The sequence below is a fragment of the Oceanobacillus chungangensis genome (assembly GCF_003369565.1).
Lineage (GTDB): Bacteria > Bacillota > Bacilli > Bacillales > Amphibacillaceae > Oceanobacillus > Oceanobacillus chungangensis.
This window is the reverse complement of sequence record NZ_PIOD01000025.1, coordinates 57,243-70,582: the sequence shown is the minus strand read 5'-3', so window position 1 is coordinate 70,582 and position 13,340 is coordinate 57,243. Positions and strand designations below refer to the sequence as shown.

At 38.3% G+C, this 13,340-nt stretch carries 11 protein-coding genes; 1 reads left to right on the top strand and 10 read right to left on the bottom strand.

What is annotated here, in order from left to right; genetic code table 11:
• Nucleotides 1-575: 575 nt before the first annotated feature.
• The 3 genes from CWR45_RS16590 to gabT form a co-directional block, all read right to left on the bottom strand.
• Complete coding sequence (locus CWR45_RS16590; protein WP_115750959.1) at nucleotides 576-1,295, bottom strand: abortive infection system antitoxin AbiGi family protein; 720 nt, start codon at nucleotides 1,293-1,295, stop codon at nucleotides 576-578.
• Between the two features lie 211 nt (nucleotides 1,296-1,506).
• Nucleotides 1,507-2,901, bottom strand: coding sequence for an NAD-dependent succinate-semialdehyde dehydrogenase (locus CWR45_RS16585; protein ID WP_115750958.1), 1,395 nt, complete (start codon nucleotides 2,899-2,901; stop codon nucleotides 1,507-1,509).
• A 29-nt stretch (nucleotides 2,902-2,930) separates the two neighbouring features.
• Nucleotides 2,931-4,235, bottom strand: coding sequence for a 4-aminobutyrate--2-oxoglutarate transaminase (gabT, locus tag CWR45_RS16580; RefSeq protein WP_115750957.1), 1,305 nt, complete (start codon nucleotides 4,233-4,235; stop codon nucleotides 2,931-2,933).
• Between the two features lie 109 nt (nucleotides 4,236-4,344).
• Here gabT and gabR point away from each other — a divergent pair, with 109 nt between their 5' ends.
• Entirely contained in the window at nucleotides 4,345-5,757 is a 1,413-nt protein-coding gene (gene gabR, locus CWR45_RS16575; protein ID WP_115750956.1) for a MocR-like transcriptional regulator GabR, read from the top strand.
• Nucleotides 5,758-6,497: 740 nt separating this feature from the next.
• Here gabR and CWR45_RS16570 read toward each other — a convergent pair.
• The 7 genes from CWR45_RS16570 to CWR45_RS16540 all read right to left on the bottom strand — a co-directional run bounded on the left by CWR45_RS16570 (nucleotide 6,498) and on the right by CWR45_RS16540 (nucleotide 13,227).
• Nucleotides 6,498-7,805: a molybdopterin molybdotransferase MoeA gene (locus tag CWR45_RS16570; RefSeq protein ID WP_115750955.1), complete on the bottom strand. Its 1,308-nt coding sequence runs from the start codon at nucleotides 7,803-7,805 to the stop codon at nucleotides 6,498-6,500.
• A gap of 101 nt (nucleotides 7,806-7,906) precedes the next feature.
• Nucleotides 7,907-8,917, bottom strand: coding sequence for a GTP 3',8-cyclase MoaA (gene moaA, locus CWR45_RS16565; RefSeq protein ID WP_115750954.1), 1,011 nt, complete (start codon nucleotides 8,915-8,917; stop codon nucleotides 7,907-7,909).
• 355 nt (nucleotides 8,918-9,272) lie between these two features.
• Nucleotides 9,273-9,902, bottom strand: a complete 630-nt coding sequence (locus tag CWR45_RS16560) for a nucleotidyltransferase family protein (RefSeq protein WP_115750953.1) — start codon at nucleotides 9,900-9,902, stop codon at nucleotides 9,273-9,275.
• A complete protein-coding gene (locus CWR45_RS16555; RefSeq protein WP_115750952.1) occupies nucleotides 9,899-10,723 on the bottom strand; it encodes an XdhC family protein in 825 nt (274 codons plus the stop codon). Before CWR45_RS16555 ends, CWR45_RS16560 begins: the two co-directional genes overlap by 4 nt.
• A 34-nt stretch (nucleotides 10,724-10,757) precedes the next feature.
• Nucleotides 10,758-11,078 (bottom strand): XdhC family protein, encoded by a 321-nt coding sequence (locus CWR45_RS16550; protein WP_211315983.1) that lies wholly within the window; start codon nucleotides 11,076-11,078, stop codon nucleotides 10,758-10,760.
• A 16-nt stretch (nucleotides 11,079-11,094) separates the two neighbouring features.
• Nucleotides 11,095-12,318, bottom strand: a complete 1,224-nt coding sequence (locus CWR45_RS16545) for a vWA domain-containing protein (protein ID WP_115750950.1) — start codon at nucleotides 12,316-12,318, stop codon at nucleotides 11,095-11,097.
• Nucleotides 12,319-12,345: 27 nt separating this feature from the next.
• A complete protein-coding gene (locus CWR45_RS16540) occupies nucleotides 12,346-13,227 on the bottom strand; it encodes an AAA family ATPase (protein WP_115750949.1) in 882 nt (293 codons plus the stop codon).
• Nucleotides 13,228-13,340 lie beyond the last annotated feature (113 nt).

Here is a 13,340-nt window from a genome sequence, read left to right as displayed (position 1 = left end):
GATTTACTTATCTCCTTAAACTTGTATACAGTAATTTAACTATTAAAATAGTAATATATCCCTTGTTCACTGCTTTATTACCCGTCTTGAATATATAAAATAGAATATTAATTAATTAGGTTATGCATGTGTGTTTCTTTAATGTTAATGACAACGCATTACTCTCCTTTGACTTCTTACTTTGAAAATAATCATGTTAATTATCTTCTTCCTCTTATTCAGCATTTGTTTAAGCAATACAAGAACTTCTAGGTTAGGATTTAAAGCAAATGATTTTACCTGCATTACTAACGTGTCAATCCATACTCTATGCCCTGTATTAATATCGGCTTTAGTAATGGTAAATTAAGAGTAATTCAAATAATTAGAGTGGTAAATTATGGAAATAAACAATAAAGAGTATTAGAATACGCATTAATCAATCGAATATATTTCTTCTCGATGTGTTTCCATATTGAATAGAGAACTAATTCCAACTTAATTTCTTCGTTCAAACGCTTTTCCATGTTCCCTGTCATTAGATTATTACCTTCTCGACAAAATACAACAAAACTCTGGGAGTGCCAGGCACCAAATCATTCAGTAAAAGAAACCTGTCCATAATACTCGGGCAGTGCTGTTCTCAACTGTTTCCCATATTTTTCCGGTATTAATATTCTGGCGATGTCAGTGATGGTAAATTGAACATCTCCAACAATTCTCCATTCTCTTTCTAAATAATAGTTCTCTTTATCTGCATCTGTTTTCGAAGCATCAAATGGTTTGAGGTATGAGAAGACATGCTTAATTAAGAAGGTATCTAGTAATTGTAATTCATCCAAAATAGAAACGTTTCCTTGTTCATCCTTTTTCTTAAGCATATCCTGTATTTGATTCATCAATGAAAAATACCGCTTAATATTCATTTTGAAGTAATCTTCTTTTATGCTATTCTGATTTTTCGGCTGCCCATTCGCTTCTCGGATAATCCCATTGGTTGCAATATATGAAACCGGATTTGCACCCTTTTCCACAAGAAAATCTTTATTAAATGCTAATCCAAAATTACTATACTTTTTCATATGTAAAGACAGATCATTAATCGGAATATCTGCAAAGCATGTAATTCCGGGTGTCACAATGTCCTCGAGACCATGTGCATCTCTATTAATTTTGATGTCCTCTGTAATATTTTTATGTAAAAGCAAACCACTTTTAATAATGTCGATCAATAGATCAAACCTTTCACTTTCCTGTTGGTGACGACCAACAAAATGAGTCAATTCCTTTGAAACATATCTTTGGATGAGCTCCATCTAAATTCCTCTTTTTTCTTATAGCTTTAGCAATATGAATTAAAAATATGAGTGGGTTGCAAAATTAGTCGGGGAACAAGTAGTTGATAAAATCTCTCTATCGTTCCGAAATATTTCTTTATCAATATAAAGTGGCTAAACCAAGTAAGAATCGCTAAGGAACGAAACAGACCTCGACTGTCTAGCCAAGGTCTGCCTCTCTGTCCTTTCTCTATTCTATTCCGCCTATCGATAAGTATTTTGTTTCCAAATATGGCTCGATGCCTTCTATACCACCTTCACGCCCTAAACCACTTTCTTTCATCCCTCCAAAAGGAGCATGCGCAGCGGAGGGCGCTCCATCATTCCAGCCAATGATTCCAAAATCGAGATTTTCATGAATATAATTACCAGTGCGATAATCATTGGTGAAGAAATATGCTGCTAACCCAAACGGTGTACTATTAGCAATTTCAACCGCTTCCTTGACATCGCTGAACACTGTAATTGGCAATACTGGGCCAAAGGTTTCCTCCTGCATGATGACCATTTCATTCGTTACATTTTTCAATACAGTTGGATGAATGAAGTAGTAGCCAGCATGTTCATCTACATCAAAAGTATTTCCTAAGAGCACATCGGCACCTTTTTCTACAGCATCATCGATTTGACTAACTACTTTTTTGAAGCCTTTGCCATTAATTACTGGGCCAACCTGTGTGTCTTCCTCTAAACCATTGCCGACCTTCAACTTAGCTACTTCATGTACTAGCTTTTCAACAAACGCATCGATAATTTCTTTAGCGACGAGGACACGATTCGCACAAATACATGTTTGACCTGCGTTGCGGAACTTAGAAGCAATTGTTTGCCCGACAGCATAATCTAAATCAGCATCCTTAGCGATGATTAAAGGTGCATGGCCACCTAACTCCATAGATACATGCTTCACTGAGCCTGCACTATTTCTAATCAGTTCTTTTCCAACAGGGGTCGAGCCTGTGAAGGTAATTTTGCGCAACTTAGGACTGTTTGCAAAAATTTCACCAATGACGCGACCCGAGCCATTAACATATTGCACTGCATCCTCAGGAATACCTGCATCGTGAGCCAACTCGATTAATTTCATCGTTGTTAATGGGGTTTCCACTGCTGGTTTAACGATAAAACTGCAGCCAGCTGCTAAAGCTGGGGCAGCCTTTCTCGTCATCATGGCCGCAGGAAAATTCCAAGGAGTAATTGCAGCAACTACTCCAACTGGCTGACGGGTAACTAGGATCCTTTTCGACTCTGTATTCGCTGGAATCGTTCGTCCGTATATTCGCTTCGCTTCCTCTGCGTACCAGTCAATATAGCTTGTTGCATAATCGACTTCACCTAGGGATTCTTTAATCGGCTTTCCACTTTCCAACGTCATTATTCTTGCAATAGCTTCTTTTTGCTCTTGGATTTTCTCAGACCACCGCTTCAGTAAGCTAGCCCGCTCATGAGCATTTATTTTTTTCCACTTATTAAAACCTGCAGCGACTTTTTCTATTCTCGTCTCAACCTCTTCTACCGTGTGAGCACGAAGTTCTTCTAATAATTCTCCTGTTGCAGGATTCATTACTTTTATCTTATCTGTCATTTCCTAACCTTCTCCCTTTAAATAAATTCTTATATTGCAAATGCCTGCTCTAAAATAGCTAAGCCCCTCTCAAGCTCTTCATCCGTAATGACGAGCGGACATAAGAAACGGATAATATTGCTGTTCACACCTGCGGAGAGCAATAGCAGCCCATTTGCATTGGCATAATGGACAATTTCAGAAGCTTTCTGTTTATTTGGCTGCTTCGTTATCGGATCTTTTACTATTTCTATAGCCACCATGGACCCTAATCGGCGAATCTCCCCAGCGAAGTCATATTTCTCCTGTAATTCAGCTAATTTCATTTCAATTCTGTGGCCTATTTCCTCTGAGTATTGCAGCAGATTTTCTTCCTCTATGATATCAATAACAGCTAAAGCTGCAGCACATGCGACAGGGTTCCCTGCATATGTCCCACCTAATTCTCCTGGACTCGCCATATTCATAACTTCACTTCTTCCAACTACTCCACTCAATGGCAAGCCAGCGGCAAGGGATTTTGAAACGGTTACAAGATCAGGTATTACATCAAAATGCTCCATCGCAAACATCTTTCCTGTTCTGCCAAACCCTGTTTGGATCTCATCAGCGACGAAAAGGATGCCGTGCTCGGTACAGAATGCTCGAACAAATTCTACAAATTTCCTAGGAGGGATAACAAAGCCGCCTTCCCCCTGTACGGGTTCCATGACGATACACGCAACAGTCTCTGGTGCTACAGTAGCAACAAAGAATTCCTGGAATCTCGTAATCATTTCGTCAATATATTCCGCTTCACTTAACGCATCGGGCTTTCGATAAACATAAGGATAAGGTGCTTGATAGATTTCTGGAGCAAAAGGGCCAAATCCGAATTTATAAGGCTTAACTTTGCTCGTCATCCCCATCGTTAAGTTTGTTCTTCCGTGAAATCCCCGTTCAAAGGAAATGACTGCTTGTCTGGCAGTGAATTTGCGGGCAATTTTAATCGCGTTTTCCACTGCTTCTGCACCTGAGTTTAATAACAGTGCCTGTTTATCAAAATCTCCTGGAGTCATTTCACATAGTTTCTCTGCAAGAAGAATATACCCCTCATACATCATGACATTAAACCCTGGATGCAAAAATTTATCTACTTGCTCTTTTACCGCTTCTGTAACCTTTGGGTGACTATGTCCAACGTTCAACGTACCAATTGCACCTGCAAAATCTATCCATTCCCTATCATCTAAGTCAATAATAGTTGCTCCCTTTGCATATTTTGCGATATTAAGATTCCCATTACTTACTCCCTTGGGAATGAATTTCTGTCGTTTTTCTTGTAAATCCTCCGTTGCGTTACCGTATTTTTCCATAAATTTAATCCTCCTATAATTTAAAATATATAGATAACTATGACAATTAATTGGTATAATGAAAAGTACCAGAATACTTAATTTAGTGGAACCAGTTTGGAGGTATTAAATGATATATTTTCACATAGATAAACAAGGGAATGCAAAATATATTTATAAACAAATCTATGAAAACTTAAAAAAAATCATTTTAGAACATAGAATTCCTAAAGGGGAAAAATTACCTTCAAAAAGAGAATTAGCAGCAGACCTTGGGGTTAGCATCAATTCTGTAACGAATGCTTATGAACAGCTGCTTGCAGAGGGATATATTTATACCATTGAAAGGAAAGGTTATTATATCGAGGATATTACTGACTTCGATCAGCAAACCAATCGTACTACAAAGTTTCCTAGTGAATTAAGAGAATCCTATACAGATGAGGCAGATTGGATTTCACTTTCACATATTACTACAGATATTTCCATGTTTCCTTTCCATGAGTGGTTAAAAAGTCAACAACAGGCAATTCAATACCATCAAAAGGAATTGGCTCAAATCAGTCATCCACAAGGTCCTTTTACCGTACGAAAGACAATTTCCAATATGATTGCATTTACGAGAGGCGTGATTTGTGAGCCAGAACAAATCGTTATTGGTTCCGGTACACAACCATTAATTAATCAATTGATGGATTTACAACCAAAAAACTCTAAAGTCGCAGTGGAAAATCCCGGATATTCAAGGTTATATCGGCAATTAATTAGTAAGGGCTTGGATGTAATCCCTATTTCCTTAGATTATCATGGAATAGACATGGAAGAATTAGAACATGCCGACCCAGATTTCTTGTTTATTACACCTTCCCATCAATTTCCAACAGGAAAAATCATGCCTATTTCAAGAAGAATTGAATTGCTGAATTGGTCTACCGCAGAAGAAGACCGCTATATAGTAGAAGATGATTACGACAGTGAATTTAAATATGATACGGATAATATCCCATCGTTACAGAGCTTAGATCGTAGTCAGCGCGTAATCTATACAGGCACCTTCTCTAAAACATTGCTGCCTAGCTTCCGGATCAGTTATATGGTGCTACCTCCAAATTTACTAAAGCTTTATCGGGAGCATTATTTAGATTGGATTCACGGCAGTAATTCACTGCAACTCTTTGCACTTCATTATTTCATTAAGAATGGAGAATATAAAAAACATATCCGAAGAATGAACAAGCATTATGAAGAAAAGCGAAAGAAATTAGTTACCAAATTACAGGATAGGTTTAAGAATAAGATCAACATACAGGACATCCCTGCAGGACTTCATTTTCTCGCCCATTTTCATTCTGCTAAATCTTATCATGATATAAGAAGAGCAGCGAAACAGGAAAAATTGGAATTATATACAATCCAACGATTTTTACTAAAGGAAGTCGACGATATATCAGAAGATATTCAGATCGTCATCGGGTTCGCAAATATAAAAGATGATGAAATTGATGAAGCTGTGGAAAGATTGTATCGAATCATTCATTTATAGGAATGCAATAAACGCATCGGATTTATTCTTTATCTTTACTTTTAAATTATTTCAACATCTAATGCATGGCTTTTATGTTTCTAATTGTTCGTGTTATCCCCCAAAATATAAAGCGATATACAAGTGCAATAAGAAATAACATATAAATATATTCAAAAGGAGAGAAAGGGTCATAACTAATTAAATAAGAATTTAAGAAAACTAATATTAGAGACAATAACTCTATTAATGAATCTTTAAATCCATTTTTTTCATACAAGTACTTCGTTTTTCTGAAATTAAAAACATCTTTTAATTCCTTACTATTAAACATTCCTTTGACAAGGCATAAACCCTATTAAATAAATGCCCAAAGCAAGTACATAGTCCATGTTCAAAATTTGTGTTATTAAACAATAAATTATAGTGAATAAAAGAAAATACATTCTTTTCTATTTCCCCCTTGTTTTAACTAATATTACTATTTTAGTATAAACCGAACATTATAGTTGCGCTTCCAACGTTATGTGAAAACTAGTAGAATTCATGTGTTAAATAAAATCATTCTGTATTATGCGCTGTTGCTAAGGTTACTTTAGCTTTTTCTACTTCAATAAGCGCTAACTTTAATCAATAAAAATAGAGAGCTCCGCTCTCTATTTCGCTTCAGGAAAGCCACTTGGTCAATTAGGATCTGTCCAGTGTTCCATCATCCCCCACTATAGGTTTAATCCATCCGCTGAACTTCATTCCGTTCTCCTTCAATAATTCACAGGTCCATGCATAAAAGAATCCATTGTAGCTCCTGTCTGATCCTCCAGTAAAATAGCAGTTACTTCCATCCCTTTTTCATACACCTCGCCTCCACCGGGAAGCATAATGAGAATATCGGCCTCTGCTAAGGAAGTGACGATATTTGGCTTATCTAATCCTACTGGCACCGCAATTGTCTGACCTTTTTCGTATTGCAGCTTCCCGCGAACAAAACGGTCAAATGGATTCGGTCGTGTAAATGCTGAACCGAGCTGTATAATCTCTCTTCTCATAAAAGGATGATTCGATTGTAAATAAGTTCGAATTATTGGCCTTGTGAATAATTCAAAGCCAACATAACAGGAAGACGGATTTCCCGACAGTCCAAACAATAATTTCCCTTCGACCGCAGCGACTGTAGTAACACTTCCAGGTCGCATCCGTACTTTATTAAATAAAACTCTCGCCTTTAACTTATCTAGAATAGCTGGTATGTAATCATAATCACCTACAGATACACCTCCTGTTGTCAGTAATATATCTACTTTTCCCAGGGCATCTGCAACCTGATTGTAGCAAAGCGTGAAATCATCCTTAAATTGACCAAGTAAAACAGGAACCCCCCCAGCCCTTTCTATTTGACCAAGAAGCATATAAGAATTACTATCTCTTATTTTCCCCGGCTCGAGCGCCGCATCAACCGTAAGTAGCTCGCTGCCTGTAGAGATAATTCCCACTTTTGGTTTTTGAATTACAGGCACCTGTTTGTAGCCAAATGTTGCAAGTAATGCCATTACTCCAGGATTTATATATGTACCTTTCTTAACAAGAATCTCACCTTGCCTCGTATCTTCACCCTTCCTCGTAATATTTTCGTTAGTCCTTAGCCTTCTTTCCAGCTGAATGAAGGTTTTCCTATCATGTTCCAGCAGTTCTACATGCTCCAGCAGTTCTACATGTTCCAGCATAATTACTGCATCACAGCCATTAGGAATTTGTGCTCCTGTCATGATACGCACCGCTTTATTCGCTTGAACTTCATCTTCAAAGACATCGCCTGCGCCAATTTCTCCAATTACCTCTAATTTTATTGGGTAACCCTTGCTAGCATCTAACGTATCCTCTGCCCTGATTGCAAAACCATCATAAGGTGACCGGTCAAAGGCAGGGACATCATGGTCTGCAATCAGATCTTCACCAAGATAATGACCGAGACTATCTTCAATTGCTACGTATGTTTTAGGACCTGCTATTGCATATGACATGACACGGCGAATAGCTTCATTAACATGGATTGGTGTTCTTATTTCTACCATTTATTATTAGCTCCTTATCCAACTAGTTTCTTTCGCTTTCACTAGTAAATCAGCACCATGGACAAATGCTCTTCCTTCACTGAAATGACGACCCGATAGCATCACCCACCAATATAGGACATTTCTATCTTCTTCTTATTTTTCGCAGATATTTCTGTTCGTTCATCAGAGTAACGATCTTCTCGCTTATTCCAGATTGAAGCAATCGTTTCTTTGATTTCTTCATCATTTGCATCTGAACGGAGAAGCTTTCGTAAATCAAATCCACTGCTTGCGAATAGACATGTATAAAGCCTACCATCTGCAGCGATCCTCGCACGCGTGCATGAAGAACAGAAGGATTCAGAAACGGATGTAATGAAACCCACTTCAGTATTCGTTCCAACATAGCGATATCGCTTTGCAACTTCACCTAAATACATAGGATTGACCGGTTCCATCTCGAAATGCTCGGCGAGCAGTTGCATGATTTCTTTTTTTGAAACTACTTTACTAAAATCCCAGCCATTCGTGGTTCCTACATCCATAAATTCGATGAATCTTAATGTAATTCCTTTTTCTTTAAAATATTTCGCCATAGGTATGATTTCGCTTTCATTCATACCTTTCTTAACAACCATATTAATCTTAACCTCTAGTCCGACTTCCAGTGCCTTCTCAATGCCTTTTAATACACGATCTGAGCTGACACCATTATCATTCACTGCTTGAAATATTTCATTGTCCAGGGCGTCTAAGCTAACATTGATTCGCTTCAAACCAGCTGCCTTTATCGCTTCAGCTTTGTTTGGGAGCATTGAGGCATTCGTTGTCAGGGCAATATCCTCTAACCCATTAATTGCATTCAAGCTTTCAATCAGCTGAGGCAGATCCCTGCGTAATAAAGGTTCGCCACCTGTCAAACGAATTTTATTGACACCAAGCTCAACAAACGCTCTTGCAAGACGTACGATCTCGTAATTATTCAATAAATGATCCTTTGGTAAAAAGGCATAATCCTTGCCAAAGATTTCTTTCGGCATGCAATATGTGCAGCGGAAATTACAACGATCCGTTATAGAAATACGCAAATCCTGTAAGGGCCTGCCAAATTTATCCGTGATGGCTGCCATGGAACTCCCCCTTTCTAATCCTTTATTTTAAATTGGTTGTATTCTAATGTGTTTATTGATGGTTCATAGTCGATATAAAATGCGACATCAGTTAGGATATCAATGGCTCTCTGGCTTACCGCTCCGGAAATACATTTCGCTTTCCCCGGGGGGCTGGTGAGCCTTCTTCCGCAGAAGTCTCCGTGTATTTCTTCTGCTGTGGATAGTGCAAAATCTTAAGACGCAAAAATGCTTTAACTACTAACTATCGATGTTAATTTAGTCATAGAATGAAAACTCCTCTTATTAGCAGGGAGCATTTAGATCTGAAATCACAATTACTGTTAGTTCACAGTTTATATAAATAATGAGCCAATTATTTTCCCTGTTTTTCATTTTTAATCATTTGCTCCGCCTCAAAATAGTCCTCAGGAGTATCAATATCGAATAGAATTCCTTCATCGTCGACATCAATTTTAATATGCGAAGAAATGGACTTTATTAAGACTTTTGCGCCTTTATCTCCCTCTAATAAATCAAAACACTTGTTAGGCATATTCCCAAAGAACACGGGATGTCCAGGCATACCCTTGTATACTGGCTGGATGATAAAAGGATTTTTATCTTCATTCAGCTCTTTGAGTCCCGCTCGGTAAATGTGGCCTGCTGTTTCTTTCTTAATAAAAGGCAAATCTCCCAGAAAGATCATGACATTAACATATTCTTCATCTATGGTACGAACTCCTGCTTTAATGGATGCGCTTTGTCCCTCAATGTATTCCTCGTTAACTGCCCAAATAAAACGCGGATCATCTATGAATATTTGATTACGAATTCTATCTTTCTCATTGCCGATTACTGCAATGATTTTAGTAAATTCTATTGAAATTGTGAGCTCGATAACGTGCTCCAAAATGGTCTGTTCTCCTAATTTAAGCAGCTGCTTTTGTGTACCCATTCTGCTTGAACTGCCCGCTGCTAAAATGAGCGCATTTATATTCATCATCCATTTTCCTCAGATACAGCAGATGCATGATGAATGAACTCTGAATCCTTCAAGAACCCGCCCGAATAGCCATTTTTTATCGCAATAATCTCTGCAGCTATACTGATTGCTATCTCTTCAGGTGTCCTTGCCCCAATATCCAATCCAATCGGGTTATACAGCCGACTCATTTGACTCTCTGTAACAGCTGATCCGCTTGCTTTTATATTATTAATAATTCGATTTCTTCTTGAACGGGGACCAAGAACCCCAATATAAGGAGCTTGAGAATTTAGGGCAAACGTCAAAGCCTCCTGATCTCTTTCCAGATGATGGTTCATCACGATAACATATGTATTATCATCTATTATTACCTTCCCCTTAAAATCATCGGCCCTTGCTATAATTCTTTCTATATCAGGAAATCTTTCCTCCGTAATATAAAGAGGCCGTTGATCAACGATGGTTGTTTTAAATCCTGATGATGCAATAAAATTTGCGACGGGAATGGCATCATGCCCTGCACCAAAAATTAAGATTTTAGGTTGTGGTACAAACACATCAACAAACACTGCCACCTCTTGCTTATTCAATAATTGGAAAATCCTAGTTTCAGAGGATGGATTTTTTTCCGCAAGCTTTTGCTTTGCCAGTTGAATAACCTGCTCCTCAAGATATGCATCTCCCAGCGAACCGACGAATGAATGATCCTTTGAAATAAACAAACTCTCGCTATTCCGTTTTCCTTGGGTCTGATCCGTTTTCAATATCGTCGCAATTGCCCCGGATTTTTCCATTTCTATCGTAGTAAGCCACGCGTCAAATGCTGCTTTCTTATTCATGAGGGGTCTCCTCTCTCTTCGGTAGTATCCGTATTTATGAAATAGGTTCGATATAAATTTCCACTTTGCCAGGACAGCCTAAGCCAAGTCCCCATACAAGATCTTCATCCATATCATACTGCTTAAGAACTGGTATACCTGACGCGATAACTTCCTTAGCAACCGCAGCAACATCTGACTCCAGACAGCCTCCAGAAATCATGCCTACGCGTTTTTCATCTTCATCAATAATCATCTTTGCGCCTTCACGGCGATATGCTGAACCATGTACACGAACGACCGTTGCTAATGCTGCTTTTGTATCATTTTTTCGTGCTGCTCGAATAGCTTCTATTACTCTCGTATTCTCCAACAAAGCTAAGACCTCCATTCTAGATTATTTTATTGAAGCATTGAAAGTCTTCCAAACTCAGAAAATGATTAATATACGGAAGTGAAATATTCATTGCCCGTGCAGTTGGTGCATATCCTTCAATAGCGAGTAGGGGATTGACCCAAATAATAGCCTCACTTCGGATAGCTATTTCATTCATCGACCACTGTAAATGTTTGATTTCTCCAGCATCTAACCCATCACTGGCAATAATCATGACTGTGTGCTTCTTTAATACCTTCACTGCATATTTCTCAACAAAGTCATGTAGCGACTCACCGATACAAGTTCCACCTCCCCATTCTTCATGGCGAATTTGAAGCGTTTGAGGCAGAACATTTACAGCAGATAATTGGTCGGTTACTCTTGTCAGCTTCGTTGAAAATAGAAAGACTTCCACATGTTGATGAAGCTTCTTTAACGCAAAAGCGAACTGTAAAAATGTATCCACAGTGGCAGACATCGAACGGCTAGTATCACATAATAATACATAATTCGCTTTTTGCTTTCTTGAACCTTTCATTACAAGCTCGAAAGGTTCCGTTCCCGTCTGAATGCTTTTTCTTAATGTTTTCTGCAGATGTAATACATTTCCTTTTCTTTTAACCGCTGAACGCCTAGACTGTTTTATATTTACTTGACGTAACAATTTCTTTGCCGTTTTTTCCATTTTTGAAAATTGTTTAGCGGTAATTTTGGCTTCAATTTGCTGTCCTTGCTTATTTAGACCTTTTGTAGCAGACCATAATGGTATAGTTCCGTTCACACCGGCCTCATCATCTATTGGTAAAATATCAGTGACGATGCCTGGTGTTTCGTCAGACTTTGCCTCTTCTTCTCCTTCAAGCTTAAGTGGATATTCATCGTCACTAGCAGCTTTATTCTGTTTCTGCTTTGGATTTTCCCCAATCCGTTCATTATTCACAAGCACTTGATCCATTCGATCATCAGAATGAAAGTGCAGCAAATCCTGCTTATGCTCTTCACGTAAATCTCTGACAAAAAATTGATAGAATGCTTGTTCAAAAATCTCTTCTTCTTCCTTGCTGGAAACCAATACTATTTTTAATGCTAGCTTGAATTGCTCACGATCCATAATATCAATTGCATCCAAAGCTGAATAGACATCTGCCATCTCTTTCATGCCTATGAGCAATTTCAAATCTCGTAAATATCGAAAAAAATGCAGCATATATTCTGGTAGGTTTTGTGATTGGTTCATGAGGTGTCCCCCTTAGTAAACAGCATGCTAACCATTGGAATGGAGAAGCGTCCCTTGATTCAGCTCTTTTTCAATCTTATCCCAATCATCATGGTTTTTTAGAAAACATCCAAGTGTTTCCCTAACAGTATCTTGATTCAGCTCACTTTGATGCAATTCAATAAGCGCTCTCGCCCAGTCTAAGCTTTCAGCAACTCCTGGAACCTTCTGTAACGGTATTTGACGAATCGACTCCATAAATTTTGCGATTTGCTCTGTTAAATTCTGATTCAGTTCTGGTATACGCGTCTGTAAAATAGAAACTTCTTTCTTATAATCAGGAAATGGTACCCATTGATACAAACATCTTCTTCTGAGTGCATCACTTAATTCCCGTGTTCGATTTGAAGTCAAAATAATATATGGCTGCTGTTTTGCCTTAATCGTGCCAATTTCGGGAATCGTTATCTGAAACTCAGCAAGTGCTTCCAAGAGGAATGCCTCAAACGCTTCATCTGCGCGGTCAATTTCATCAATTAATAAAACGGGAGCAGCTTCACTTTCAGTAAATGCTTGTAAAAGTGGGCGCGATAATAAAAAATCCTTGCCATATATTGTTGATTCCCTTTCATCAACCGTTAATTCCGTGTTCTCTGTCAGTCGGATATGAAGCATTTGCTTCGCATAGTTCCACTCATATAAAGCACTATGCACGTCCAGACCTTCATAACACTGTAATCGAATTAATTTCGTATCGAGCGACTTTGCCAATACTTTTGCAATCTCCGTCTTTCCGACCCCTGCTGGCCCCTCAAGCAATAAAGGTTTTTTTAAGGCTTGGACAAGCTTTAATGCGATTAAGGTAGGCTTGTCGGTAATATAGCCGTTTTCACGAAAAATTTTATCTAAGGAACGCATCTGTTCATTCATGTCCCTACTTCCCTTCTGGTGTTAGAAAACTAAGGTTTAACCAAGACCCAAGATGACAGCCTTAGTTGCACTTATGTAGTAAGAAAGTTTTTTAACTTTCTTAACTACCAAAA

Coding starts and splice junctions, on each gene's coding strand:
- gabT (WP_115750957.1), bottom strand. CDS start 4,235: ATGGAAAAATACGGTAACGCAACGGAGGATTTACAAGAAAAACGACAG.
- CWR45_RS16555 (WP_115750952.1), bottom strand. CDS start 10,723: ATGAATAAGAAAGCAGCATTTGACGCGTGGCTTACTACGATAGAAATG.
- CWR45_RS16585 (WP_115750958.1), bottom strand. CDS start 2,901: ATGACAGATAAGATAAAAGTAATGAATCCTGCAACAGGAGAATTATTA.
- CWR45_RS16540 (WP_115750949.1), bottom strand. CDS start 13,227: ATGAATGAACAGATGCGTTCCTTAGATAAAATTTTTCGTGAAAACGGC.
- CWR45_RS16560 (WP_115750953.1), bottom strand. CDS start 9,902: ATGATGAATATAAATGCGCTCATTTTAGCAGCGGGCAGTTCAAGCAGA.
- moaA (WP_115750954.1), bottom strand. CDS start 8,917: ATGGCAGCCATCACGGATAAATTTGGCAGGCCCTTACAGGATTTGCGT.
- gabR (WP_115750956.1), top strand. CDS start 4,345: ATGATATATTTTCACATAGATAAACAAGGGAATGCAAAATATATTTAT.
- CWR45_RS16545 (WP_115750950.1), bottom strand. CDS start 12,318: ATGAACCAATCACAAAACCTACCAGAATATATGCTGCATTTTTTTCGA.
- CWR45_RS16570 (WP_115750955.1), bottom strand. CDS start 7,805: ATGGTAGAAATAAGAACACCAATCCATGTTAATGAAGCTATTCGCCGT.
- CWR45_RS16590 (WP_115750959.1), bottom strand. CDS start 1,295: ATGGAGCTCATCCAAAGATATGTTTCAAAGGAATTGACTCATTTTGTT.